Consider the following 26628-nt stretch of genomic DNA (forward strand, 5'->3'; position numbering starts at 1 on the left):
TTTTCCCGAGCCCGGGTGGTGAAATCGGTAGACACAAGGGATTTAAAATCCCTCGGCTTATGGCTGTGCGGGTTCAAGTCCCGCCCCGGGTACCAGGAAAATAAATTCAAGAATAACAAGCAATAAGTAGTAATGTCGTGACCGCCGGAAGGCGGTTTTTTTGTGCCTGAAAAACGCCAAGTGGCAGCAAAATGGCAGCATGGTGGCAGCAAAGGTTTTCATCCTTCCCCGGTTCAACATCCAACTATGCGCCATTGACTTACACCGCACTGGTGATAATATGTGTTTACGGTATACGCCACTGACGCATATAAGATGATATTTATAGAAACCCCGATTTTTACAGAGGATGTTCTGACGCTACTCAGTGATGAAGAGTATCGAGAGTTTCAGCTTCATCTTGCCGAGAACCCAACCGCAGGTGATGTGATCAAAGAAACCGGCGGATTACGCAAGGTTCGTTGGGCTAGCGGCGGCAAAGGGAAGCGTGGCGGTGTGCGGGTCATTTATTATTATAAGTTGTCCGAATCTCAGATCCGCCTGTTGGTGATCTACAAAAAGGGCATTAAAGATGATTTGTCTGCGGATGAAAAACGCGCCCTTCGCGCATTGAATGAGAGGTGGTAACTATGGACGTTAAACTGTTCGATCGCTTGAAAGAAAGCATGACGCAAATGAATGAAATCATTGATGGGGAGCGCGTGCCGTCCCGTGAATTTAATGTCAGCGCCGTCCAAGTAAAAAATATCCGCCAGGCTACCGGTTTATCCCAGCCTGTTTTTGCCGCGCTGATTTCTGTCAGCGTGGGTACGCTTAAAAATTGGGAGCAGGGCAGACGGGAACCTACCGGCCCGGCCAAAGCGTTGCTGCGTGCGATTGAGCGAGATCCTCAGCATGTCCTGCCTGCGCTTTCTATTAAGTGACTTTATTTATCACACATTAACGCCCGCATTTGCGGGCGTTTTTGTTTGAGGCATTTAGCCAAATACTAATGCGGTTTGGCCGCTGCTTTGTGGGTGAGGCTGGACGGGATCTACTATTTGCGGTTGGGAAATCATTCGGATACCCGGCTGTTGAGCCGGGGCTGTACTTATCTATTCCTCCTCAAAGTCCTTACCCCACTAGTGGGTGCCTGGTTCAGCGCTACAGTTCGCCACCCACATCAGGGCCACCACGGCGATGATAGAGATGATGGTGCATAGATCCGATTTTCGCATGCAGTTCCTTAGCGGCCAGTGACACCAATGACTTCGATTGCGGCCCTGTGCAGCTTTTGGCAATGGTCATCGGGTTGTGTTTCGATCTCTTTGATCAGGTAAGCGAGAATGCTTTGTTTGCTGATGGGCTTGTTGGCGGAGAGCACCTGAATAACGCCCTTGCCGAGCAGGCTGTAAATTTGTTCACGGTACGTCTCGATATCTTTATCGTTGAGACCGTAAAGGGAGTAATCGATCATGGAATTTTACCGCTGATGAAATTTAAAGTGCCAGCCGAAGCTGGCAGAGAAGCCATATAAAAATTAAAGTTGTGCAAATTTCACTTAGGTCACTACCTAAGTGGGATGTTAACGATAACGTAGTAAGAATATTCCTATCAATAGGGAGTGGCAATCTGGATGGCTAATTAGGAAAAACCTCAGGTGTTCGCCCTAGTTAAGGGTTGCTCTGTGGATTTAATCTTCCGCTTGCGCACCGAGGCTTTCTGGCAGCAACTGCGCCAGCAATAGGTCCAGCGTCAGCATCAGCCCGTAGCGTGCGGCACTCCCACCACTCAGGGGCAAGACCTTATCTGCCAGTGATGCCAGAGTGCTGCCTGCTGGGGCCAACGCGATACGATAAGCGCCAGTGGCGCCGGCCAGCCTGGCGGCATTGAGCAAGTCGGTATTTTCCCCACTCAGCGAGAGCAGTATCACACACTGTTGCGTACTCAGGGTGGAGGCCGTCATGCGCATCAGTGCCGCATCCTGGCAGGCAAAAGCGGGATAGCCCAAACCCACCAGGCGTTGTTGCAGCTCGTTGACGTACAGCCCCATGCTGTTTACGCCAAAAATATGCACGCTTTTGCACTGGCTTACCTGTTGGCTGGCGTCGATTAATGCCGAATGTTCTACCTGTTGCAGCTGTTGATGCAGCGTGGTTTCCACGTCGTTGACGCGTTGCAGCCACAAACGAGGTGGCCCATTGGGTGTCGTTTGGGCAGTCAAATAGCGTGATCCACTGACGCTGGCCTGTGCCAGCTTCATGCGCAGATCGCGAATATCATCACAACCTATGGTTTTGGCGAAACGGGTGATGGTCGCCGGGCTGACCCCTGCCTGACTGGCCAGCAGCTCTATGGTAGCGGAAGAGGCAAAGGCGATATCGTCCAAAATGGTCTGTGCAACCTTGGCTTCCTGCTGGCTGAGTTGGTTTTGCCGTGCGCGGATTTGATAGACGATGTCGCCAATATCTTCACAACCGATGGATTTGGCGAAGCGACTCAAAGTCGTGGGGCTGACACCGGGCAGTTTGCCGATACCGGCGGCGGAGGCGAAGGCGATATCCATGCCGCCCAGTACCGGTTGCGCCACGGCTGCCGGCGGGTTTACCGGCACAGTCTGAGTGCGCATCAACGAGATAAAGTCGTTAAGATCCTGACAACCAAGAGACTGGGCAAAATGGGCGACGATCTCGGTACTGACGCCGGCCCGTTCAGCCAACTGTTCAATAGTCGCGGTTGAAGTGAATCCGGGATTGTCCAGGATGGTTCGGGCAATTTTTGCCTCCTGCCGGTTGAACGGATCCTGACGGAATTGAATGTGATAAACGAGATCCATAACTGCAGTGTCCCTTCTGTTATGCCAACCGATGCCCGGTGCTTCAAACTAGCCTGTTTTTCGCACGCTATAAAGCCCTGACCGGCAGAATAAACCAATGAAAATAATTTTCAATGTGCTCTGTTGTAAAACGCGACACTCACCACGGTGTTTATTTATTGTGTTTTTATCCTTTTGTTTTTAAAGAATTTTAAAATATTCCTGTTATTGGTAGACCAGGAATTAGATCGCCGATCACAGTGTTGAAAAAAATTTTCATGAAAATTTTATGTTAACTGATTGTTTTTGAATGATTAAGTAAAAAGCATAATCAAATCGTATGGTTCCAGGGTATTTACAAGCGTGTTACAGAGCTGTTTTATATTTGAACAGCCGTGGTGGCTAACAACCGGGACACTGAAAAATGCAAACAATCGTCTTATGCTGCGCTGCAGGAATGTCGACCAGCATGTTGGTACAAAAAATGAAAAACGAAGCGCAAAAACGGGCGCTGGATATCGAGATCGAAGCCGTTCCGGTGGCAGATTTTGAACGCATCCTGGGGCGGGCAGACATTGTCCTGCTGGGGCCGCAGGTGAAATATGAACATGCGCGGCTGGCCGAACTGGCCGCACCATTGGGAAAAGCCGTGGCGGTTATCGACATGATGGATTACGGCACCATGCGCGGCGATAAGGTGCTGGACAAGGCGCTTAGCCTACTGGCCTGATAACACTCTGGGGACGCCGTTCCCCATATTCCTTTATTTATTGAATTACCACGGGTTATTTCATTAACCTGCGGTGGGATCGCCGTGTCTGGAACCAGGCCGGGGGAGGTAATGATGGATTTGGAAACTAGCGTAATGGAATTACTGGTTCATGCCGGTAGCGCACGCAGCTCGCTGCTTTCTGCATTGCAGTTGGCGCGTCGCGGTGAATTTGAAGCCGCCAGCGCCAGGCTGGAAGAGGCGAAGGCCGGTATTGGCCGGGCACATGGTATGCAGACGGAGCTGATTGGTATGGATGAAGGCTGTGGAAAGGTACCGGTCAGTTTAATTCTGGTGCACGCGCAGGATCATTTGATGAATGCGATGCTGATCCAGGATCTGGCTACTGACATGATCGAACTTTATCGTCGTTTACCCCAGGGGGCAGGCAATGACTAAAATCACCGTAATCGGCGGGGGCAGCAGCTACACGCCGGAGTTGGTCGAAGGATTGATTGCGCATTATCAGGACGTTCCATTAACCGAGCTGGCACTGGTCGATGTGGAGTCCGGCCGTGAGAAAGTGGGCATCATTGCCGAATTGACCAAAAGAATGCTCAAGCGCAATGGGCTGGAGCAGGTCGTGGTTTCGGTGCATTTCACTCTGGAGCCAGCCATTCGCGGTGCCAGCTTTGTGCTGACTCAGCTGCGAGTGGGGCAACTGGCCGCCCGCGCGGCCGATGAGCGTCTGGGGCTGAAATACCAGCGTCTGGGTCAGGAAACCACCGGTGTCGGCGGTTTTGCCAAGGCGTTACGCACCATCCCGGTGATGCTGGAGGTGGCTCGTGTGGTGGAGGCGGTGGCGCCGGATGCCTGGATTATCAACTTTACTAACCCGGCAGGGATCGTTACCGAAGCGGTTTCGCGTTACAGCAAGGCGAAGATTATTGGGTTGTGCAACGTGCCGATCACCATGCATCACATGATCGCCGATATGCTGAAAGCGCCACACGATCAGGTAGACCTGCGGTTTGCCGGGTTGAACCATATGGTGTGGGTGCATCAGGTGACACAAAGCGGTAGGGATGTAACCGCCAAAGTGCTGGAAATGTTAAGCAATGGCGAAACGTTGTCGATGAACAACATCAAAGACCTGCCGTGGCCTCCGGCATTTCTGCAAGCGCTGGGGGCAATCCCTTGTCCGTATCACCGCTATTTTTATCAGACCGCCGGCATGCTGGAAGAAGAGCTGGAAGCGGCTGCCGCACAGGGGACCCGTGCCGAGCAGGTGATGAAGGTAGAAGCGGAGTTATTTGCCTTATATGCCGATCCGACGCTGGATAAAAAACCGGAGCAACTGAGTTTCCGCGGTGGTGCCTTCTATTCTGAGGTGGCGGTCGAATTGATCCGTGCCATTCACAATAACAGCGGCAAGGTGCTGGTGGTGAATACTCGCAATAACGGTGCCATTCAGGGCCTGCCCGATGATGCGGTGATTGAAACCAACTGTGTGATCGATGCCCAGGGGGCGCATCCGCTGAGTTTCGGCCCGCTGCCACTGGCCATGAACGGGCTGACTCAACAGGTTAAAGATTTTGAACGCCTGACCATAGAGGCTGCGGTGCATGGCGATCGTCAGAGTGCGCTGTTGGCGCTGGTGGTGAACCCGCTGATTGGCGGTGTCGGCATTGCGCAGCCCTTGCTCGATGAGGTACTGAGCCTGAACCAGGCCTATCTGCCGCAGTTTAATTAAGTCGATATTCCATAATAACAATCACGACGGCCGGCTTTGCCGGGCAGGGGGGATGATGGCGGGTTTAAATAGCATTCTGGAACGTTACGTGTTGCCGACGGCGTTAAAAATTGCCGGGCAAAAACATATTCTGTCGGTGCGGGACGGCATAATTCTCAACATGCCGTTTATGTTAATCGGGTCATTTTTCCTGATCTTCGCTTACTTACCGATCCCCAGCTACGCCAATCTGATGGGCGAGGTGTTTGGTGCGGCGTGGCGGGATAAATTGTTGTACCCGGTCAAGGCGACCTACGACATCATGGCGATTATCTCCAGCTTTGGCATTGCCTACCGGCTGGCGGAGAAATACCGTGGAATGGATCCGCTCAGTACCGGTGCAGTTTCGCTGGTGGCGTTTATCATGACCATTCCCCAGCATACGCTGTTTGCACCGGTGAAAGGGGCCGCAGAGCAAATTGTTAAAGGCGTGCTGCCGATGAATTTTATCGGCAGTCAGGGGCTGTTTGTGGCGATTGTAGTGGCGCTGTTATCGACGGAAATCTACCGTTTCGTGCATAACCGCAATCTGGTGATCAACATGCCGGAAGGGGTGCCGCCGGCGGTAGCCAAATCCTTCCTGGCCCTGATCCCGGGGTTCTGCGTGCTGGCAGTGATTTTGCTGCTGCGTTTGATTGTTGAGGCTACGCCGTTTGGCGATATCAACACCATGATCGCCACGCTTATCGGTATCCCGATGCATCACGTGGGTGGGACACTTCCGGGGATGATTTTCTCGGTGATCCTGATCGGCTTGCTGTGGACGCTGGGGCTGCATGGTGACGCCATCGTACTGGTGTTTATTCAACCGGTGTGGCTGGCGAATATGTCAGAAAACCTGGTGGCGTTTCAGACCAACCAGCCAATCCCACACATCATTACCCAGCAATTTTACGATTTGTGGATTGCGCCCGGTGGAACTGGCGCCCTGCTGGGGCTGGTGATCTTTATGCTGTTGCGCAGCCGTAGCGCCCAGATGAAACAGTTGGGGAAAATCGCCGCACCGGGTTGTCTGTTCAACATCAGTGAACCCATGGTGTTCGGCATCCCGTTGGTGATGAATCCGTACTTCTTCCTGCCGTTTATTCTGACTCCGGTGGTGCTGGTGATCGTGACCTACAGTGCGATGGCTACCGGGTTGGTGACGCCTCCGGTTGGTATTGCCTTGCCGTTCACCACGCCGATTTTCATTAGTGGCTATCTGGCAACCGGCGGCCATATTTCAGGAACGGTGATCCAGGTGGTCAATTTGCTGATTTCAATGGCGATTTACTATCCGTTCTTCCGCGCCTGGGATAAGCAAAAATACCGCGAAGAAAATCAGGCGGCGATGCCAGTACAAAATGCCGTGGCTGATGAGCAACCGCAGACGCCATAAATGTGCACTTTCTGCGGCGGTGTTGATTTATTGCCGCCGCAGAAAGGGAGTGAAAAAGGTCTCGCACATGAATTGTTACATTATAACAAAGTTAAATTTCTTCTTCGTAGCAACACCCGCCTAAATTGCCTGTCAGATAACCATCCAGCAGCAGGAGAGAGAAAACTCTCAACAATAACCTGTATCTGGCAAACGGTTATGAATTCACTTTGGCAAGAATGGTATCAATAATGCAGAAGTTCCGACGCTGGACCCAGTTGCAGGTCTCTTTCTTTATCGCTTTTTATCTCGGTGTGTTGCTCAATATCCCCATATTTTACCGCCGTTATCAGCAACTTCATTATGACAACTCCTTGTCGATCGGCATTGAGGTGCTCGCAGCCTTCTGCCTGGTGTGTTTTATCACGCTACTGATCTCTTTTTTGGGGCGCAGGTTGTTCCGTGTTTTGGCATCGTTATTGGTGCTGAGTTCGGTTGCCGCCAGCTACTACATGGTGTTATTCCACGTTGATATTGGCTACGGCATTCTGGCGGCGGTGATGACTACTGACGTCGATCTTTCCAAGGAGTCGGTGGGTTGGCATTTTGGCGTGTGGGTGGTGCTGGTGAGTCTGTTGCCGTTACTGCTGATTTGGCTGGCGCCGATGCACGAAGCCAGTTATAAGCGCGCTAACCATCTGGCATGGTACAAAAAAGGTGGCGTGATGCTGACCGCCGGGCTGCTGTGCTGGCTACCCCTGAAGCTAATGGGGCAGGTACAGGATCGTCACGATCGGGAAAATAATCAAATGATGGCCAGCTATGGCGGGGTGGTGGCCGGCAGTTATTCACCGTCCAATTGGCTCTCGGCCTTGGGATTGTTGACTTACAGCTCATACAGCCAGGCAGAAGACAGCCGTAATCTGTTTGATCCGGCGGCGCACTTTACTTATCAACCGCCAAAAGACGTGAATGATCTGTATGTGGTGTTTGTGATTGGTGAGAGTGCCAGACGCGATCATATGGGTATTTACGGCTACCAGCGCGACAACACGCCTAACCTGGATAAGGAAACCAACCTTGCGGTGCTGCAGGGCTATTCCTGCGACACCTCGACCAAGCTCTCGCTACGTTGCATGTTTGTGAGAGAAGGTGGTGCGTCGGAAGAACCGCAGCGGACCCTGAAGGAAATGAACGTATTTTCCGTGCTGAAAAAGCAGGGTTTTTCCTCGGAGCTGTTTTCAATGCAGAGCGAAGCCTGGTTTTACAACAAAACCCAGGCGGATGATTACGCGCTGAGAGAAAGCATCCAGGCGGAAAAACGCAATGCCGGCAAACCCGTGGATGATATTGCGTTGATTGACGAGTTAAAAGATTCGTTAGACCGCCACCCGCAGGGCAAGCATTTGGTGATCCTGCATACCAAAGGCTCGCACTATATGTACACCGAGCGTTATCCTCGTGCTTTCGCCCGTTACCAGCCGGAATGTCAGGGTATTGATGATACTTGTTCTACGCAATCAATGATTAACTCTTACGACAACAGTCTGCTGTATACCGATTATGTTCTCGAGCAGGTTTTCAATCAGTTGCGCGATCGTAATGCCATCGTGTTTTACGCCTCGGATCACGGCGAGTCGATCTCGGAAAATATGCATTTCCACGGTACCCCGCGTGACCATGCGCCGCAGGCGCAGCGCACCATTCCTATTATGGTCTGGGCATCTGACAAGTTTCTTAGCCAGCCCGATCATCAGGCGGCCTTTAATCAGCTAAAAGCACTGCAGAAGGCAAAAACGCCGGTATTCCACGAGAAACTGTTCGACAGTATTCTCGGCTGTATTGGTTATACCTCGCCGGATGGCGGTATTGTGAAACAGCATAACTGGTGCCAGGTTAACTAAACCAACCGCCAGGGATGGGGTACCAGGAGCACATTTTCCGCAATAAAAAAGCCACCTCTTCAAGAGGTGGCTTTTTACTAGAGCATGGTTTTAGTCCAGTTTTGGATGCTGGTCGACCAACGTCTGTTTTTTCTTCTCCAGCTCGGCGATCTGCTCGTTGATATCTTCGACTTTCTGTTCGATGTTGTCGTAGTTCTCCTGCAGCAACTCTTTGGCTTCCGAGCGGTCCGAAGCGGCTGGAGTAGCACCGCGCAGCGGTTTATTGGCGGTTTCCTTCATGTACAGACCGGTGGCGAGACCTATTACCGCGACTGTCATCAGGTAGTAAGCCGGCATATACAGGTTCCCGGACGACTCGACCAACCAGGCGGCCACCGTTGGCGTTGCGCCGGCTACCAGTACCGAAATATTGAACGAAATTGCCAATGCGCTGTAGCGAATGTGCGTTGGGAACATTGCCGGCAGAATCGAAGCCATCACGCCGGTAAAGCAGTTTAACAGCACCGCCAGGACTAACAGCCCGACGAAAATCAAACCAATCACATTACTGTTGATCAAAATAAAACACGGGATCGCCAGTGCCAGCAGGCCGATGCTGCCGCCAATAATAAAGGGCTTACGGCCAATGCGGTCACTGGTCATGCCGATCACCGGCTGTACGAACAGCATGCCGATCATGACGGCGATAATAATCAGAACGCCGTGATCTTCCGAGTAGTGCAGGTTATGCGACAGGTAACTCGGCATATAGGTCAGCAACATGTAATAGGTCACGTTGGTCGAAATCACGATACCGACGCACACCAACAGGCTTCTCCAGTGCTTGGCCGCAATCTCTTTGAACGAAGTCCTTGGCGGGTTTTCGATCGCGTTGCGGTCTTCCCTCTCCATTTTTTCCACGTGCTGCTGGAATGCCGGAGTTTCTTCCAGCGCATGTCGCAGGTACAGACCAATCAGGCCCAACGGCGCGGCGATGAAGAACGGAATACGCCAGCCCCAGTCGAGGAAGTTGGCTTCCCCAACAATGCTGGAAATCAGCACTACAACGCCGGCACCCAGCACGAAGCCGGCAATCGAGCCGAAATCAAGCCAACTGCCCATAAAGCCACGCTTGCGGTCCGGTGAGTATTCGGCGACAAAGATTGCCGCGCCGGAGTATTCGCCACCGACCGAGAAGCCCTGTGCCAATTTTGCCAACAGCAGCAGCACCGGTGCCCAAATACCGATCGAAGCGTAAGAGGGGATCAGCCCGATACAGAAGGTGCTCACCGCCATGATAATGATGGTGATGGAGAGGACTTTTTGACGACCGAATTTATCGCCCATCGCACCAAAGAAGATGCCGCCTAACGGACGAACCAGGAAGGGAACGGAAAAGGTTGCCAGTGCGGCAATCATCTGTACGCCGGGCGTGGCGCCAGGGAAAAATACTTGTCCGAGGGCGTAGGCCACAAAGCCATAAACACCAAAGTCGAACCACTCCATCGCGTTGCCTAATGCCGCCGCGGTTATTGCCTTTTTCAACTTGCTGTCGTCGATAATGGTGATGTCATTAATATGCATCGGCTTATGACGTTTTTTTCTTAACTTCATATAATCATCCCTTAATCAATTTTAGTCGTACGTGAATTCGCGATCCTTCTGCCCAGTTATCAATTTGGTTAATCTAAGCGCTATACGCAGAGATCGGCCATTGCCATTTTTTGTGTGACGCGAATCACGTAATGTTTCAATTTTCACCGGGAATATGTCATTTAGGTGACTAATTATTTTGCATTTATAGCTTAACGTTATATCTTGCGGCGATCAAATTTAGCAGTTTATCTAATGGATTTGCACTGATTTAGCGCATAAATAGATTAACTATTGTGCATGTTGATGGTTTTTTGTCTGGTGAGGGATGGATTAAGTATAGGAAGAATTGTGGTAAAAACCGGCAAAATTAATGCGTTCTGTGGCTGAAAAAAAAGCCTGACGCAGACGTCAGGCTGGAGGGAGTTATTGAGCTGAGCCGCCAAATTCCAGGTAGAGCTGCGCCAGGTTCTGATATTGGCCGAAACGGTTTTCATCCAGCGCCAGTTCTGCCAGCCTGCGGCGATTTTGCGCATCCAGCCAGAAGCTGATGGGGACGGCACCTTGCCGGTAGCGGCTCTCATTCAGGCGTTCAGATTTTTGCGCCAAGGCTAACGAAGCCCGTAAGTGTTTTTCCTGAGCTATCAATTGGCTACGCAACGACAGGGCATCGGCCACATCGGCCATGGCCTTATACAGCGCCTGTTTGAATTCCAGCACCTGCAGCTCGTAGTCACTGCGGGCAATTTTGATATCCACATCCATCTGCCGCCATTCAAGGAACGGCAGCGACAACCCAGCCCCCACCGAGGCCAACGGATTGCGCAAAAATTCCAGCAAGGCGGTACTGCTGGCACCCAATGAACCGGTCAGGCTGAAGGCCGGATAGTACTGGGTACGCTTTACATCGACATTGGCCAATGCTTCACGCAGCCGCAACTCTTTGGCGCTGATATCCGGCCGATGGCGCAGCACGTTGACCGGGATACCGGCATTGATTTGCGGCAGCGGGCCGGTGGGTAAACGGGCGGGTTCGACCAAAGCCTTGCCCGGTGGTGAACCCAATAACACGGTTTGTTCGTTCAAGGCTTGCTGACGCTCACGTAACAGCGCCAGATGGCTGCTTTCCTGATTGATCAGATTCTGCTCGGCATCCACCACGTCCAGTGAAGAGATGCTGCCGGCACGGTAGCGGGCATTGACCAACTCTAAGGTCTGCCTGGAGTAAGCGATATTTTGCTGACTGACGCCGATCCTTTGATTGATAAAACCGAGGCGCCAGTAATTTTTGCTGGCGTTGGCGAGCAATGCCAAACGCGCACTTTGCAAATCTTGTTGAGTTGCCTGACTGGCCCATTCTGCGGCATCACGCTGTCTTGCCAGTTTGCCCCACAGATCGACCTCATAGCTGACGGCGAGGCTGGCGCTGCTGTTTTTATTCCACGGGGATGAATCGGACAGGGCGGTGCTGGCGCCGGTATTGAGCGTCGCGTTTACGCTGGGAGCGGTGCCTATGTCGACCTGTTGGGCCACCAACTGGGCACGATAGACACGCAATGCGGCAGCGGCCAGATCGTTATTAGCCAGCATCACCTGTTGTAGCCAGCGCTCTAACTGGGGATCGTGGAAATCATGCCAGGCAAAAGGGACTGACGTAGCGGCATCGGCACTGGGTTGCCATTGGGTCGGATAGTCCACCTTCGGAGATTGATATTCGCTTTTCAACGCATTGCCGCAGCCGGTGCTGAGCAGGGCTGCCAGGCATAACGTCAGGGGGGATAAAATTTTCATAAGTTACTCGCTGGCCAGTGAAATGACCGGATCCATCCGCGCCGCTTTGCGGGCCGGGAGATAACCGAAGATCATGCCGATCAGAGTGGAGCAGCAAAAGGCCACGGCGGCGGCCTGCCAGGAATAGATGGCGGTGAGCATGCCGCCCGCCAGCAGAGTGAACAGCGAGCCGGCGGCGAAAGACAGTAAAATGCCCAGTACGCCACCGATCAGGCAGACCAGCACCGCCTCGATCATAAATTGCTGCATAATGTCGCTGCGACGAGCGCCGACGGCCATACGCACACCGATTTCATGCGTCCGTTCGGTCACTGAGACCAGCATGATGTTCATCACGCCGAGGCTGCCGATGATCAGGGAAATTGAGGCCACCATCAGGATCAGCAGGCTGAGAGTCATCGAAGTTCGTTCGATCGACTTACGGAATTTATCGAGGTTGAACAACATAAAGTCTTTAACGCCGTGACGCTGGGTCAGCAGCTGCTCAATGGCGGTGACTGCGGCTTCGTTGGCAACGTCATCTTTCAACCTTACGCTAATGCTGCTCAACTTGGTTTGGCCCACCATGCGGTACATGACGGTGGTATAGGGCATCCACACTCTGATGCGGTTGGGGGCAGAGTCCTGATTACTTTTAACCACGCCAATCACCCGGGCCGGTACTGCGCCAAGAAACACGATCTGGCCTAGCGGCTCAACGCCGAAATCACCGAACAACGACTGGCGTGCGTTTTCGTCAATGATCACTTCCTGTAAAGCGTTGCGGTCGTCCTGGAAATTGCGACCCTGCAGCAGAGTGAGCCCGTTAACGCGTAAATAATCGCGTCCAACACCAGTGATCGACGCGTTGGCTGATTTACTGCGAAAATGGATACTGTCTGAGGCAGTGACCTCAGGGCTGACGCTATCGACAAAGCTTTGGCGGGCCAGCGCGTCGGCATCCGCCGGTACCAAAGTGCGGATGCTGTCGATGGCATCATCAAAGAAATCACGGCCGGGGTAGATGCTGACCACATTGGTGCCCAGGCTTTTTATACTCTCCAGCGTGCGCTGCTTGGCACCTTCACCCAGCGCGACCACCGTCACCACCGCAGCAATGCCGAAAATGATGCCGGTCATGGTCAGTGCGGTACGCAAGCGATGGGCATTCATGGCCTTCAGCGCCATCTGTAACGATTCGCGGGTGCGATCGAGCAGACTCTGCCAGTAGCCTTGAGCAACCGGTGGGGCCTTTTTCATTACCGGCAGAGGAAGTGCCGATTTACGACCACTGTCGGCGACTATCTCGCCGTCCTGCAGTTCGATAATGCGCTGTGCGTGCTGCGCCACCTTCATATCGTGAGTGACGATCACTACCGTATGGCCGCGCTGATTAAGTTCGCTGAGGATCTCCAGCACTTCCTTACCCGATCGGGTGTCCAGGGCGCCGGTGGGCTCATCCGCCAGGATAATTTCAGCCCCGTTGATTAACGAACGAGCGATACTGACGCGCTGTTGCTGGCCGCCGGAGAGTTGACCGGGTTTATGGTGTTCACGACCTTCCAGCCCCAGCCGCGCCAATAGTTGCGCCGCACGCAGTCGGCGTTGGTCTCGCTTGCTGTTGGCGTAAATCGCAGGGATCTCGACGTTGCCCAGCGCGCTGATATCCGGCATCAGATGATAACGCTGGAAGATAAAACCAATGTGTTCGCGGCGAAGCCTGGCCAGTTGGTCCGGCGATAGATGAGCCGCGTTTTGGCCGTTGATGTAATAGTCACCCTGGTCCGGCACGTCCAGACAGCCAATGATGTTCATCAGTGTGGATTTGCCGGAGCCAGAAGCACCAATGATAGCGACCAACTCCCCGGCAGCGATGCTGAGGTTAATGTCTTTCAGGACGGTCAGCGGCTGGCTGCTGTTGGTGTAGGTGCGGCCGATGCCTTTCAGCTCAATGATAGCGTTCACAGTGAGAGACCTTCCGCGCCAGGTTTGGTATTTTCCTGTACCAGCACCACGTTTTCACCTGCCTTTAATCCGGACAGGATTTGAATATCGACGTTATTGGTAATGCCGGTTTTCACCTCGCGCATTTCCAACCGGTTGTCCCCGGTCAGCACTTGTACCTGTTGCTTATTATCTGCGGTTTTATGTACCGCCTGGATCGGTACCAACAGTGCGTTTTTCGCCTCGCCGAGCAGCAATGAAACTTGCGCCGTCATGGCAATCCGTAGCCGGTTATCCGGGTTTGGGACGTCCAGCAAGGCGTTGTAATACACCGAAGCATTGGAGCTACCGGAGCCGGAGGACGAACTGCTACCGGAGACTGAATCGTCTTTCATCACCGATTCTGGCGCCAGTTCAACGGTGCGCAGCGTGGCGTCGTAACGTTTATCGGGTTCGGAGAAAATGGTGAAGTAGGCCTTTTGCCCCTGAGAAACGCGGGTAATGTCGGCCTCGGAAATCTGCGCCTTGATGGTCATTACGTCCAACTGCGCCAGTTTGACGATGGTGGGCGCGCTCTGGTTGGCATTCACCGTTTGGCCTTGCTGAGTAATCACCGCGATAACGATGCCATCCATCGGCGCCAGAATACGGGTGTAACTCAGGTCGACCTTTTTCTTGTCTACTTCAATCTGTGCCTGCACGATGCGAGCATTCAACGCGATCAGTTCGGCGCGGGTGGCGGCGAGCGTGGCCTCTGCCGTCTCAAAATCTTCTCGGGAGCCGGCTTCATCACTCAACATGCGCTTTTGGCGTTTAAAGCGGGACTCGGCCTGTTTCAACAGTGCCTGTTTGGCCTGCAAATCTGCCTTGGCGACGTTCAGCGCCGCTTCGGCGTTGCGCAGATCGTTGCGCTGTGGCAGATCGTCGATGTCGGCAATAGGTTGGCCTTTGGTGACCTTGTCGCCAAGTTTGACCTTCAGGGATTTGACCTGGCCGGAGACCTGTGCCCCGACGTTGACCCGTTCTATCGCATCAAGTTTGCCGGTGGCCAGTACGGCATTTTCAATATCGCCCAGACGAACCGGCGCGGTCACCGAAGCGGCTTGCGGGGGGCTTTGTAAAGAGAATACCACCAGGGCAATAATGACCAGCAGAGCACCGATCAGGATAAACGCCAAGCGGCGCGGAGTGACTTTCATAGTGTTATCCGTAACAGAAAACGATGATCCCAGAAGGCGCTATAGTGGCATCCAGCGCATTAACTAACAATAAACATGCCGCAGACGGCCAAAGAAAAGTTTCAATGTTCAACTATCACAAAACGAAAGTAATCACCCACCTGTGTGCGAAATAGTCAAAAATATAAGATTTCTCTGCAAATGCAGCGGTTCATAGTACCAAAACTTGAATCCATAACATTAATATGGATAATGACATCCCGAAGCAAAGGAATGCGCTATTAACTCAGTTGGCAGAGTGGTTGGTTTTAAAATGCTTTATTGGCTACAAAATTGATAGACGCGGGTTCGAGTCCTGCATAGCGCGCCAGCTTCCTTTTGTGAACCGTTACCGTAAAGTGCACCCGGGTTGATTTGCACTATCGGCTCCTTATTGGGTTTTTCGGGTGTGCTTTACCGTAACCGTTTATCTTCCTTTCTTTATGTTTTCTTCCGTTCCAGCGATCTTTGCTAAACTGTAATCAGGCAGGTATGCTGCCCGGCAACAGGAGATCGCTATGTCAGAGTCCGATCAACTGCAGGAATTAATGCAACGCGTAGCGATACTTGAAGCCAGAGAAAAGTCGCTGACCGCCGCCTCCAACGCCTATCAGGCGATTATCACCACCATGCTCGGCAATCTGGATAAACAGGATCGCGACAAGATTATCGCGATGATCGACCAGGCGCATGAGCTGGCCTATGCTCGTGCCATCCAGCGTTGCAACGAGCCGCAAAAGCAAAAAATCAAACAGGCTGACGATATTGCTCAGCGGATGTTTATGTTTGCCCAAGGTAAAAATTCCCTGCAACGTTAGCCATTAGAGGTATAACAGTTACCCATTTAAAATTGCTTAACTGATCTACCTGCGCAAACTGTACTTGTGTTAGTTTGAGGAATGATTATTGATGGCAATAATGTCCCCCAGGCATAAGGTTGTAGCGATGGACGCGATTAAAAGCATCTTGGTAAAAGAAATCGAGCGGATCAACAGGCAGGAAGGGCGCGACGGTAAACTGCGTTTTAACAGCGAGTTTGCCCGCGATCACCGTTATCTGTGTCTCGCCATGTTTGCCGGCTATTTTGCCGTGATCGCCGTGATGTATCAGGTTCCCTATATGGGCTTCATCTCCTTCCTGGCTTTCACCGCCTTCGTGTTGTTCATGTTTGCCATGCTGCTGATTGAAATCAAACCGGTGTATCGCTTTGAGGACATCGGCGTGCTTGATCTGCGCGTATGCTATAACGGCGAGTGGTATTTCACTCGCGCATTGTCACCGCAGTCGGTGAAGGCGTTGTTGGATGAACCCTCGATCGGGACAGCGATGAAAACACGTATGCAGGAAATCATCGCCAATAAAGGCGAAATCGATTTCTATGACGTTTACGATCTGGCGTATTCAAAGAAGCCACAGGATGAACAGCCGCAGGTGGCGGTGCTCAACTGAAGGGTTTGCGGCTGAAGAGTTGTCGATTATACTCACGCATTGAAGCCAGTTAAGCGTGAGGAATTGACCATGAGTGATGATATTTTCGATTTTGATATCGATGCCGAATTAGCGCAGGCAGAAGAGAAAGCGGCGCAGAAAGCAAAAGAACTGCCCGAGATCCTTGAGGATGAGGCAGATTGCGAAGGCTGCAAGATCTGATCGCCATCGCCAATAAAAAAACCGCTGCGGCGGTTTTTTTTATGTCCGAATTGGGGAAGATTGCGCTTGTCAGGCGGGGCGTTAATCCAGCACAAAACCCCAAATGAGTAACGCCGCCACGGTAATCAGGCAGAGTGCGGAGACGGTAATCAGTATCTTGCCCAGAATGTCTTTTTCTTGCTGCTGCTGTGCCACGTTAAAATTATCCAATTAAGAGCCTGTGGACCAAATCGGCGATACTCAGATCCAGCACAATGACCGTCAGTGCGATCCCCAACATGGCCGATAGAAATCGAGTTTTACTGTTCAAATCAATACCCATCACCGCTAGGCAGCGTTCCCAGAGTAAAGGTTAAAACGTCGGGGCTAAACGCCCGGTTTTGATAATCACAGAGTTTAAGAACCTTTCCGGGTCTATAAGTTCCGTCTGTTTTGAGGCGGTCGCTGCGGGGATTGCCACACAGCGACCGGTGTTGAGGGCAGGTCAGTCAGTCACAATTCTTACGCCGATTTTACTGATGGCATTGCCATCCATCTCGGCTATGGTCCAGGTCAGGCCATCCCATTCGACCTGATCACCTACCACGGGTTCGCCGCCAATCAGTTTAATGACGAATTGGCCCAGTGTTTGTTGTTCGTCCACACCCTCTTGCAGATTAAGCCCATACACCTGCGAAATATCGCTCAGGCGTGCGTCCGACTGCAGGATAAAGTCGCCGAAGAAACGCTCATCCATAGTGACCACCGGCGCCTGGCTAAACAGTTTACCCAGCACTGGCAAGTCATGCTCGTGGCCGATAACGCACAGAATGTCATCTTCGCGCAACCGCGTGCTCCCGCTAGGGTGCAACAACTCTTTGCCACGGAACAGTGCGGCAATACGCGTGCCGGGTGGCATTTTCAATTCACGCAGTGCAGCACCCACACACCAGTTTTCCGACGAGAGCTGATAAACGAACTGTTCCCACTGGTTTTCCGGGTGTACGTCCAACCCGACCCGTGAAATAGGCGCCAGGGCCGGCGGTACTATAACCTTGGCTTTCTTCGCGGCGAACGACAGTGTCGTGCCTTGCAACAACAGTGAAACCAGCACCACAAAAAAGGCCACGTTGAAGAACAACTGCGCATTTGGCAACCCGGCCATCATCGGGAATACGGCCAAAATAACCGGTACGGCACCGCGCAGACCGACCCAGGAAATAAAGCTGCGTTCACGGAGAGTAAAACTGCGAAACGGCAGTAACCCGATAAACACGGAAAGCGGTCGGGCGAACAGGATCATCCATAACGACAGCAGCAGGGCAGGGATGGCAATAGGTAACAACTCATGCGGGTTGAGCAGCAACCCCAGCACCAGGAACATGCCGATCTGGCTCAGCCAGGCCAGACCGTCAAAGGTTTGGACAATGCCGTGTCGGTTACGGATTGGCCGGTTGCCCAGCGTCAGCCCACACAGGTACACCGCCAGTATGCCGCTGCCATCCAGCGCAGTGGTCAGCGCAAAAATCAAAATGCCGCCGCTGACGGCCAGCAGTGGGTAGAGACCTTCGGCCAGTTTGATGTGGTTGATCAAGGTCAGCAGCAGCCAGCCGCCGCCGAGCCCAAAGACAATGCCCATACCAAACTGCTGTAACAGGTGGACGGGGAACATCCAGCTTAGCGTGGTTTCGCCGGCGGAGATCATCGCAATCAGGGTGATGGTAAGAAACACCGCCATCGGATCGTTGCTGCCGGATTCAATCTCCAGCGTGGCACTGACGCGTTCGTTAAGCCCTTTGCCGCCGAGGAGTGAAAATACCGCCGCGGCATCGGTGGAGCCGATAATGGCACCAATCAGCATGCCCTGTAGCAGATCAAGGTTGAATAACCAGGCGGCAGCCAGCCCGGTCAGCCCGGCGGTGATCACCACGCCGACGGTGGCGAGGGAAAGTGCCGGCCAAAGTGCCACACGAAATGAACTGACGCGGGTGCGCATGCCGCCATCGAGCAGGATCACGGCCAGAGCCAGGTTACTGACCAGATAGGCCACCGGGTAATTACTGAAAACGATACCGCCCGGTCCATCAACCCCCGCCAGCATGCCGATAGCGAGGAAGATCACCAGAATGGGAATACCCAGGCGTGAAGAAAATGAACTGAGAAGAATACTTGCTCCCACCAACACGGCACCGATGATGAACAAACTGTTAATGGTGCTGGCATCCAAAATAACGTTCTCCTGCAGGCTGGGGGAAAGGCGTTGCGCGCGGGCGCAGAGACCCCATGATGATAGCCTGTTTTTTAGGTAAAACGCCAAGGGTGATTCGAAAACAGTTTGGCATTTATTGTCATTTAAGAGAGAAAGTGTGATGAAGTGGGGAGAAAACGATGAACTTCTCGCTTTTATCTATAGTTATCAGCTTACTGTGGTTCTATGCGAGCAATAAACTGTCGGGAAGGAAAAACCATTAAACCCCCGCGAGGAGGCTTAATGGTTTGCAGGCGTGGTGTTATTAATGATCGAGTGATTGCAAAGCCCGCTTGATCAGCTCGGCAGCCAGTTTTCGTTCTGACTCTGAAATACCGTCAAGGTTAAGGCTGGAAAGCTCGGTGACCAGAATGCTGCGGTCCTTGCCGCTGATTGATGCATCCAGTGCGGAAAGCAACCGACCCAGAATTTTCAGCAGGGTGGCATTTTCTGGTACGGCTTCCGGAGCCGAAGTGTCTTTATCAGTCATTAAAAATCCTCTCTGTCGTGACGGAAGGGAGATACTGCAAACATTGCCGCAATGAAAACGACAACGCCGTCCCTCAGGGTTCATTGAGCCCAATCGCTACCGTAAGGCAGGGATGTGGATTTCCACTTATGCATTGCAGTTATAACAACTAGCGGCAATATGCTCCAGCATAACTTTGCCTTAACTTTCACCAGCAGGGTGAGCAATGTGTGCTCTATATCCAGTGCTGCGGCTGTGGCCCGGCAGTTATGCATGCGGCGGAAATGTGTTTTTGGTAGCCAAATCTGAGGTGAAGGCGGCCGGAGCCGCCTCGGATGTTCAGAGGGTTTTTTCTTTGGGGTGTGCCCGGTGGAAACTCGGACGTTCCAGCAGAAAATTGAGGTGCAGCCGTTGAATAAAATAGTAAGCAACCATCGGTGCGATGAGACCGAACAAGGTGCCGGCGATAATATGAGTTGACCAGTTATTAACATGCAGAAACTTGGTCAACACTATACGCAGCCCACTGGCGGCCAGGATGTGCATTAGGTAGATCACCATGCTTAACTCACCCAATCGTTTCAGCCAGGTTATGTCTGCCTTCGCCAACAAAACGGACAGGCAAATGATAAAGGTGATGGCGACCACGGCCAGGATCATGGAATACAGACCTGCATCGGTATAGGTCAGACCAAGATAGTCATGGAAACCCCATTCAAGCAGCACAAAGGCGAACATGGCTACCAGACTGGAAGTCATACTGATTCTGGCAATAGTGGCTGAGTAACGAATGGCCAAAGCACCGAGCAGGAAGAAAATCATAAAACTGGTGATATAACCAAAGTGGAAAGCTTTGGTAAGACTGTCCTGGTAGACGTATAACCCGGCGCTGATGACGATCAGCGTAGGCAGGATATAGTTGAATTTATTTTTGTTATACAGCAGCGTCGCAAGGACAAACACCATAAACAGGGCATACAAGAACCAGAATTGTGCCCGTGGATGAGTAAATAACGCCAGCATGTCGTTCAGACTGGCCGAGTTGTTGGTATAGCGTGATAACACAACCTCGACGGTGCCCTGCAGCAATGACCAAATGATATAGGGGTATACGATAGTATCAATTTTACTGATGATGAAACGACCTTTTCCCTTTCTCTCTAATGACTGAACAAAAAACAAGCCAGAGAGGAAAAAGAACAACGGCATATGAAAACTGTAGATAACGCTGTCAGTCAGTTGGTAAAACGATTCTGAAAGGTGAATGCCCGCACTGTATAAACCGCGATTAACGTGGCCAAAGACCACTAAAATGATACCGATTCCCTTCGCATAGTCGACCCATGCTTCTCTCATATGATTACCCAGCCCAAGAAAAAACAAAAAACTTACAAATTTGCATAATGAGCGTAACAGGCGATTGCCGTTTTGCAATGTGATGGCGGGAATAGGACGATTATTAGGAATATGCTCAATGTGTGAGGATGCGTAACACATTCAAAAAGTTAACGAAGACGAATTTGCTGGCGCCAGGAGATGAGGCATCACCCTGAGAGGGCGATGCCAATCGGTTATTGCGGTTTTCCGGAGAACAGGAAGCGGAGCAATGGGACGCGTTTGTGCAGCTCATATAAGGCGAAGGCACAGGAGAAGACAAACACCAAACCCAGCGCGAAGCCCAGCAGGTTATTGTCGATATGTGGTGTCACAAACGCACCATATATCAGGGTCAGTGGATGGTGCACCAGATATATAAACAGCGAGGCGTTGACCAGATAAGTGATTCGTGGCGAGTGATAATTCAGCAGGCTATGTCCAAATGAGAAAACCACGTTGGCCATCAGGATCCCCAGCAGGGTTTTGATCAGCACTTCCAGTTCAAACATATAGCTGCTGTGGGCCAGATACTTCTGATTCAGCATGTAGGCAATGAACAGCAGCAGTGAACCGAGCAGTGACCAGACAGAGGGTTTGAGGAAAATCTCTTTCAACCACACGTACTTGAAGGCGTAAGCGCCAAGGATGAAGAACGGCAGGTAGAACATCGTCTCCATGACCACGAAATTGAACAGGCCATTGGAGAGTAAATACGGCGCAAAAATTAAAATAATACGGTGCCCGGCCGAATAGAATAAAGCATAAACAAGAAAGAACAGTGAGATATTTCCTAATCCAGTCATTTTATTTATTGGATAGGGCGGGGTATTACTTTTAATGGCCTTGATTTTTTTGAACAGGTAAAAGCAAAGGGTCGTCAGTAATGACAGCGTTAATAAAAACCACAGGTGAGAAACCAGCTCCCAAACTGTTACATTTATTTTCTGGTAGAGCGAAAAATTTTCCCAGCCGTTTAATTTATCGGTGAAGTATTTCAGCATGAAAAACTGTGGCACCGTTATTAACGGGATCGAACTCAGCAGCGGGATCGCCACCCGCTCCAGCCTTACCTTCAACCACTTATGGCGTTCATAACGCTCATAGAGCAGGTATGAGAAGTAGCCGGAAATCACAAAGAACACCTGCATGCGGAAGGCATGGATGAAGTCGTTCAGCACTGTCAGCGAGAAGGAAGGGGTAGCACTGTTCACCGCCCAGGCATGGCTGGAATAGATCAGGGACAGATGAAAAGGGATGCCGAGCAGCATCAAATAAGCCCGGATCGAATCGAGGAAAAACTCGCGTTGGTTGCTGCCTTTAGTCATAGTTTACCGCTGATGATTTTATCGAATGGTCATTAACACGCTTAATAAGTCGGCAATGGTTAAATCGAACCTCAAACCCTACTATAGCGTTTCACATTTTTCCATAGCGTCTTGTTGCGGGGCTTGCTACGCTGGTGTTTAGTCAGCTGCTTAAACAATGAGCCATAAACATGAACCATCCATTTATCATGTTGTCGGAAAGCTGAATAATCCATTAATATGGATTTAAATGATTTGAGCACACGAATAGGGGGGGATGTGCTAGTTAATATATTATCCAAGAAACCACGCGCCGCGAGCGTACGTTGGTTAGGTGCGACCGTATTGTTCACGCTGTTGACTTCGCCAGCATGGGCTTTTTCTATTGATGATGTGGCCAAGCAGGCGCAGGATCTGGCAGGGAAAGGCTTCGAGGCTCCGAAAAGCAACCTTCCTTCTCAATTCCGTGAGATGAAATTCGCGGACTATCAGCAAATTCAGTTCAATCACGATAAAGCCTATTGGAGCAAGCTGAAAACCCCATTCAAGCTTGAGTTTTATCATCAGGGGATGTACTTCGACACGCCGGTGAAAATCAACGAGGTCACCTCGACCACCGTCAAGCAGATCAAGTACAGCCCGGACTACTTCAACTTTGGTTCGGTGAAGCACGATCCGGATTCGGTAAAAAACCTCGGCTTCGCCGGTTTCAAGGTGATTTATCCGATCAACAGTGCGGATAAGAACGACGAAATTATGAGCCTGCTGGGCGCGAGCTACTTCCGCGTGGTAGGTAAAGGGCAGGTTTACGGGATTTCCGCCCGTGGTCTGGCCATTGATACCGCCTTGCCATCCGGTGAAGAGTTCCCGCGTTTCCGCGAATTCTGGGTTGAACGTCCGAAGCAGGGCGACAAGCACCTGGTGATTTACGCGCTGCTGGATTCACCGCGCGCAACCGGGGCTTACCGTTTTGTGGTCTATCCGGGCCGCGATACCACGGTGGACGTCGAGTCTAAAGTGTTCCTGCGCGACAAGGTCGGCAAACTGGGCATGGCACCGCTGACCAGCATGTACCTGTTCGGGCCGAACCAACCTTCACCAACTCTGAACTACCGTCCGGCGTTGCATGATTCCAACGGTCTGTCTATCCATGCCGGCAACGGCGAGTGGATCTGGCGTCCGCTGAATAATCCGAAGCATTTGTCCGTCAGCACCTATCAGGTCGAGAACCCTAAAGGTTTCGGTCTGCTGCAGCGTGGTCGTAACTTCAAGGATTACGAAGATCTGGACGATCGTTACGATCTGCGTCCAAGCGCCTGGATTGAGCCGCGTGGCGACTGGGGCAAAGGTAAAGTTGAATTGGTGGAAATCCCAACGGCGGATGAAACCAATGACAACATCGTTGCTTTCTGGACTCCAGACGTGTTGCCGGATGCCAAGACACCGCTGGCGCTGAACTATCGCCTGCATTTCACCCGTGACGAAGACAAGTTGCATTCACAGGATATTGCCTACGTCAGCCAGACCATGCGCTCTACCGGTGACGTGAAGCAGTCTAACCTGATCCGCGAGCCAGACGGCAGCGTGGCATTCCTGGTTGACTTCGTCGGGCCGGTACTGAAAGGCCTGGATGGGGCTACGCCGGTTGCCGCTCAGGTAAGCATCGGTGATAACGGTGAAATGGTAGAAAACAATGTCCGCTATAATCCAGTGACCAAAGGTTGGCGCCTGACGCTGCGTCTGAAAGTGAAAGACGATAAGAAGCCGGTAGAAATGCGCGCCGCGCTGGTCAATGGTGATAAGACCCTGTCGGAAACCTGGAGCTATCAGCTACCTGCCAATGAATAAGCCTACTCAACTTGCCCAGGATTATCTTGCGGCAATGCCTCTGACCGCTGAGCGGTCGGAGGCGCTTAACCCCCAGCCTGGAGCGGATGACGCCAAGGCACTGGAGGCACTGCATCGCAAGATGGGTGCCGCCGATGCCAACGTTAATACGCTGTCGGCGGATGACGTGGCGTTGGCCTCGGTCAAGGCGCGTATCGAAAGCGCCTGGCCGGATGCGGTCAGCGACGACGATTTTGACAATGACGTGGAAGGCCGCAGTATTTTGAAGGCCACGCCACCGATTAAACGTACCAGCATGTTCCCTGAAGCTTGGCGTACCAATCCGGTGGCACGTTTCTGGGATTCTCTGCTGGGGCGTTCACCGCACAACCGCCATGCTTCCAAAGAAGAAGCCGCCGCGGAAAACCGCTGGCGCGTGGTCGGTTCGATGCGCCGTTATGTGCTGTTGGTGCTGATGCTGGTGCAGACCGGCATCGCTACCTGGTACATGAAAACCATCTTGCCGTATCAGGGCTGGGCGCTGATCGATCCTATGGCGATGCTGGATCAGGACTTGATGCAGTCGGTGTTGCAACTGCTGCCTTACGTTTTGCAAACCGGCATTCTGATCCTGTTCGCCATTTTGTTCTGTTGGGTATCGGCCGGTTTCTGGACTGCGCTGATGGGCTTCCTGCAACTGCTGATCGGCAAAGACAAATACAGTATCTCCTCCACCATCAAGGGCGATGAGCCAATCAATCCGGCGCACCGCACCGCGTTGATCATGCCGATCTGTAACGAAGACGTCGAACGGGTGTTCGCCGGCCTGCGCGCGACCTATGAGTCGGTTGCCGCCACCGGCCAGCTTGAACATTTCGATATCTACGTGCTGAGTGACAGCTACGACCCGGATATCTGCATGGCGGAACAGAAGGCCTGGATGGAACTGTGTCGTGACGTAGATGGCCATGGCCGTATCTTCTATCGCCGTCGTCGCCGCCGTGTGAAACGTAAAAGCGGCAACATCGACGACTTCTGCCGTCGCTGGGGTGGCGAGTACAGCTATATGGTGATCCTGGATGCCGATAGCGTGATGAGCGGCGAGTGTCTCACCGGTTTGGTGCGCCTGATGGAAGCCAACCCGAACGCCGGCATCATTCAGTCTGCGCCGAAAGCTTCGGGTATGGATACGCTGTATGCCCGTGTGCAACAGTTTGCCACCCGGGTCTACGGGCCGCTGTTTACCGCTGGCCTGCACTTCTGGCAATTGGGCGAGTCGCACTACTGGGGTCACAACGCGATTATCCGCGTGAAGCCGTTTATCGAGCACTGCGCACTGGCACCGCTGCCGGGTGAAGGCTCTTTTGCCGGTTCCATCTTGTCGCATGACTTTGTGGAAGCCGCGCTGATGCGTCGTGCCGGTTGGGGCGTGTGGATTGCTTATGATCTGCCGGGCAGTTACGAAGAATTGCCGCCTAACCTGCTGGATGAACTGAAGCGTGACCGTCGCTGGTGCCACGGTAACCTGATGAACTTCCGCCTGTTCCTGGTGAAAGGTATGCACCCGGTGCACCGTGCGGTGTTCCTGACCGGTGTGATGTCCTATCTGTCGGCGCCGCTGTGGTTTATGTTCCTGGCGTTGTCCACCGCGTTGCAGGTGGTGCATACCCTGATGGAGCCGCAGTACTTCCTGCAGCCGCGTCAGCTGTTCCCTGTCTGGCCGCAGTGGCGTCCTGAACTGGCAATAGCGCTGTTCTCTACCACACTGGTGCTGTTGTTCCTGCCCAAGCTGCTCAGTATTGTGCTGATCTGGGCGAAGGGCGCCAAAGAATACGGTGGTGGTGTGCGTCTGTTCCTGTCGATGCTGTTGGAAATGCTGTTCTCGGTGCTGTTGGCACCGGTACGGATGTTGTTCCACACGGTGTTCGTGGTCAGCGCCTTCCTCGGTTGGGAAGTGGTGTGGAATTCTCCGCAGCGTGACGATGATGACACGCCATGGAGCGAAGCCTTTAAGCGCCATGGTTCACAGATGCTGCTCGGTCTGGTCTGGGCAGGGGGTATGGCCTGGCTGGATCTGCGCTTCCTGTGGTGGTTGTCGCCAATCGTCTTCTCACTGATCCTGTCACCGATCGTTTCGTCTCTATCGAGCCGTGCGACGCTGGGGATCAAGAGCAAGCGCGCCAAACTGTTCCTGATCCCGGAAGAGTATTCTCCTCCGCGTGAACTGCTGGCGACCGAAGAGTATCTGCAGCTTAACCGTGAACGTGCACTGGCCAATGGCTTTATGCACGCCGTGGTTAACCCGTCGTTCAATGCTTTGGCGGCTGCGCTGGCGACTGCGCGTCACCATCTGCGTGGTGCTATCGAGCGCAATCGTGAAGAGCGGGTGAATGAGGCGTTGCAACTGGGGCCGGAGAAATTGGTGAAGGGCAAACGCCTGGAACTGTTGAGCGATCCCGTTGCCTTGTCGCGCCTGCATCAACGTGTCTGGTTGTTGCCGGAAGGTGCCGCCTGGCGTGAGCATTACCAGCAATTGCCACACAATGAACGGGCTCATCCGCAAGGTCAGCGCTAAGCGTTGACCGGGTAGCCCAAACGGGGAATGCGCACAGCGTGTTCCCCGTTTTTTTTGGCTCTTCGCTGACGCAATGCTGACGATCTGCAAGGAAAAAACTATGTTAACATTCGCGCCGGGCGTTGTTTACTTTCAGAACA

At 52.5% G+C, this 26628-nt stretch carries 23 protein-coding genes and 2 tRNA genes; 14 read left to right on the top strand and 11 right to left on the bottom strand.

The window, feature by feature from the left end; translation table 11 throughout:
* Nucleotides 1–9 precede the first annotated feature (9 nt).
* From SERS4_RS0109990 to SERS4_RS0110000, 3 genes are all read left to right on the top strand, one after another.
* A tRNA-Leu gene (locus SERS4_RS0109990) sits at nt 10–95 on the top strand.
* Nucleotides 96–315: 220 nt separating this feature from the next.
* Nucleotides 316–627 (top strand): type II toxin-antitoxin system RelE/ParE family toxin, encoded by a 312-nt coding sequence (locus SERS4_RS0109995; protein ID WP_012006276.1) that lies wholly within the window; start codon nt 316–318, stop codon nt 625–627.
* 2 nt (nt 628–629) lie between these two features.
* Entirely contained in the window at nt 630–923 is a 294-nt protein-coding gene (locus tag SERS4_RS0110000) for a DNA-binding transcriptional regulator (RefSeq protein WP_012006277.1), read from the top strand.
* Nucleotides 924–1225: 302 nt separating this feature from the next.
* On the opposite strand, the gene SERS4_RS0110005 is transcribed toward SERS4_RS0110000, so the two are convergent.
* Complete coding sequence (locus SERS4_RS0110005; protein ID WP_012006278.1) at nt 1226–1456, bottom strand: biofilm development regulator YmgB/AriR family protein; 231 nt, start codon at nt 1454–1456, stop codon at nt 1226–1228.
* Nucleotides 1457–1672: 216 nt separating this feature from the next.
* Complete coding sequence (locus SERS4_RS25730) at nt 1673–2815, bottom strand: MurR/RpiR family transcriptional regulator (protein ID WP_017892381.1); 1143 nt, start codon at nt 2813–2815, stop codon at nt 1673–1675.
* 403 nt (nt 2816–3218) lie between these two features.
* On the opposite strand from SERS4_RS25730, the gene SERS4_RS0110015 reads away from it, so the two are divergent.
* From SERS4_RS0110015 to eptB, 5 genes are all read left to right on the top strand, one after another.
* Entirely contained in the window at nt 3219–3524 is a 306-nt protein-coding gene (locus tag SERS4_RS0110015) for a PTS sugar transporter subunit IIB (RefSeq protein WP_012006280.1), read from the top strand.
* Between the two features lie 111 nt (nt 3525–3635).
* Nucleotides 3636–3962, top strand: a complete 327-nt coding sequence (locus SERS4_RS0110020) for a PTS lactose/cellobiose transporter subunit IIA (protein WP_012006281.1) — start codon at nt 3636–3638, stop codon at nt 3960–3962.
* Nucleotides 3955–5256 (top strand): 6-phospho-beta-glucosidase, encoded by a 1302-nt coding sequence (locus SERS4_RS0110025; RefSeq protein ID WP_017892383.1) that lies wholly within the window; start codon nt 3955–3957, stop codon nt 5254–5256. The genes SERS4_RS0110020 and SERS4_RS0110025 overlap by 8 nt, the downstream gene beginning before the upstream one ends.
* 55 nt (nt 5257–5311) lie before the next feature.
* A complete protein-coding gene (gene celB / locus SERS4_RS0110030; RefSeq protein ID WP_017892384.1) occupies nt 5312–6673 on the top strand; it encodes a PTS cellobiose transporter subunit IIC in 1362 nt (453 codons plus the stop codon).
* A gap of 230 nt (nt 6674–6903) precedes the next feature.
* Nucleotides 6904–8556, top strand: coding sequence for a kdo(2)-lipid A phosphoethanolamine 7''-transferase (gene eptB / locus SERS4_RS0110035; protein ID WP_017892385.1), 1653 nt, complete (start codon nt 6904–6906; stop codon nt 8554–8556).
* A gap of 90 nt (nt 8557–8646) precedes the next feature.
* Here eptB and proP read toward each other — a convergent pair whose 3' ends face one another.
* The 4 genes from proP to SERS4_RS0110055 all read right to left on the bottom strand — a co-directional run bounded on the left by proP (nt 8647) and on the right by SERS4_RS0110055 (nt 15041).
* Nucleotides 8647–10149 (bottom strand): glycine betaine/L-proline transporter ProP, encoded by a 1503-nt coding sequence (gene proP, locus SERS4_RS0110040; RefSeq protein WP_017892386.1) that lies wholly within the window; start codon nt 10147–10149, stop codon nt 8647–8649.
* Nucleotides 10150–10554: 405 nt separating this feature from the next.
* Nucleotides 10555–11919, bottom strand: coding sequence for a TolC family protein (locus SERS4_RS0110045; RefSeq protein WP_017892387.1), 1365 nt, complete (start codon nt 11917–11919; stop codon nt 10555–10557).
* Between the two features lie 3 nt (nt 11920–11922).
* Nucleotides 11923–13863 carry a MacB family efflux pump subunit gene (locus SERS4_RS0110050; RefSeq protein ID WP_017892388.1) on the bottom strand — a complete coding sequence of 647 codons (1941 nt, stop codon included), beginning with the start codon at nt 13861–13863 and terminating at the stop codon, nt 11923–11925.
* The gene (locus SERS4_RS0110055; protein ID WP_017892389.1) at nt 13860–15041 is read right to left on the bottom strand and encodes an efflux RND transporter periplasmic adaptor subunit; all 1182 of its coding nucleotides are present in this window, start codon (nt 15039–15041) and stop codon (nt 13860–13862) included. The genes SERS4_RS0110050 and SERS4_RS0110055 overlap by 4 nt, the downstream gene beginning before the upstream one ends.
* Nucleotides 15042–15295: 254 nt before the next feature.
* Between SERS4_RS0110055 and SERS4_RS26950 the strand changes: the two genes are divergently transcribed.
* From SERS4_RS26950 to SERS4_RS27395, 4 genes are all read left to right on the top strand, one after another.
* Nucleotides 15296–15390 (top strand) — tRNA-OTHER (locus SERS4_RS26950).
* Nucleotides 15391–15577: 187 nt separating this feature from the next.
* Nucleotides 15578–15877 (top strand): hypothetical protein, encoded by a 300-nt coding sequence (locus SERS4_RS0110065; RefSeq protein WP_012006289.1) that lies wholly within the window; start codon nt 15578–15580, stop codon nt 15875–15877.
* 127 nt (nt 15878–16004) lie between these two features.
* Nucleotides 16005–16508 (top strand): YlaC family protein, encoded by a 504-nt coding sequence (locus SERS4_RS0110070; protein WP_017892390.1) that lies wholly within the window; start codon nt 16005–16007, stop codon nt 16506–16508.
* 69 nt (nt 16509–16577) lie between these two features.
* Nucleotides 16578–16709 carry a hypothetical protein gene (locus SERS4_RS27395; RefSeq protein WP_017892391.1) on the top strand — a complete coding sequence of 44 codons (132 nt, stop codon included), beginning with the start codon at nt 16578–16580 and terminating at the stop codon, nt 16707–16709.
* Between the two features lie 81 nt (nt 16710–16790).
* Here SERS4_RS27395 and SERS4_RS27400 read toward each other — a convergent pair whose 3' ends face one another.
* From SERS4_RS27400 to mdoC, 5 genes are all read right to left on the bottom strand, one after another.
* On the bottom strand, nt 16791–16919 hold the full coding sequence (locus SERS4_RS27400; RefSeq protein ID WP_017892392.1) for a hypothetical protein: 129 nt from the start codon (nt 16917–16919) through the stop codon (nt 16791–16793).
* A 274-nt stretch (nt 16920–17193) separates the two neighbouring features.
* Nucleotides 17194–18915 (bottom strand): potassium/proton antiporter, encoded by a 1722-nt coding sequence (locus SERS4_RS0110085; protein WP_017892393.1) that lies wholly within the window; start codon nt 18913–18915, stop codon nt 17194–17196.
* A 286-nt stretch (nt 18916–19201) separates the two neighbouring features.
* On the bottom strand, nt 19202–19426 hold the full coding sequence (locus SERS4_RS0110090; RefSeq protein WP_017892394.1) for a hypothetical protein: 225 nt from the start codon (nt 19424–19426) through the stop codon (nt 19202–19204).
* Between the two features lie 318 nt (nt 19427–19744).
* Nucleotides 19745–20761 carry an acyltransferase gene (locus tag SERS4_RS0110095; protein WP_017892395.1) on the bottom strand — a complete coding sequence of 339 codons (1017 nt, stop codon included), beginning with the start codon at nt 20759–20761 and terminating at the stop codon, nt 19745–19747.
* A 215-nt stretch (nt 20762–20976) separates the two neighbouring features.
* Nucleotides 20977–22107, bottom strand: a complete 1131-nt coding sequence (gene mdoC, locus SERS4_RS0110100) for a glucans biosynthesis protein MdoC (protein WP_017892396.1) — start codon at nt 22105–22107, stop codon at nt 20977–20979.
* A 258-nt stretch (nt 22108–22365) separates the two neighbouring features.
* Between mdoC and mdoG the strand changes: the two genes are divergently transcribed.
* Both mdoG and mdoH read left to right on the top strand, forming a co-directional pair.
* Entirely contained in the window at nt 22366–23934 is a 1569-nt protein-coding gene (mdoG, locus tag SERS4_RS0110105; protein WP_012006295.1) for a glucans biosynthesis protein MdoG, read from the top strand.
* Nucleotides 23927–26488 (top strand): glucans biosynthesis glucosyltransferase MdoH, encoded by a 2562-nt coding sequence (gene mdoH / locus SERS4_RS0110110; RefSeq protein ID WP_026142304.1) that lies wholly within the window; start codon nt 23927–23929, stop codon nt 26486–26488. Before mdoG ends, mdoH begins: the two co-directional genes overlap by 8 nt.
* The last annotated feature ends 140 nt before the right edge of the window (nt 26489–26628 follow it).

This window comes from Serratia sp. S4, from assembly GCF_000347995.1.
Classification (GTDB): Bacteria; Pseudomonadota; Gammaproteobacteria; order Enterobacterales; family Enterobacteriaceae; genus Serratia; species Serratia quinivorans.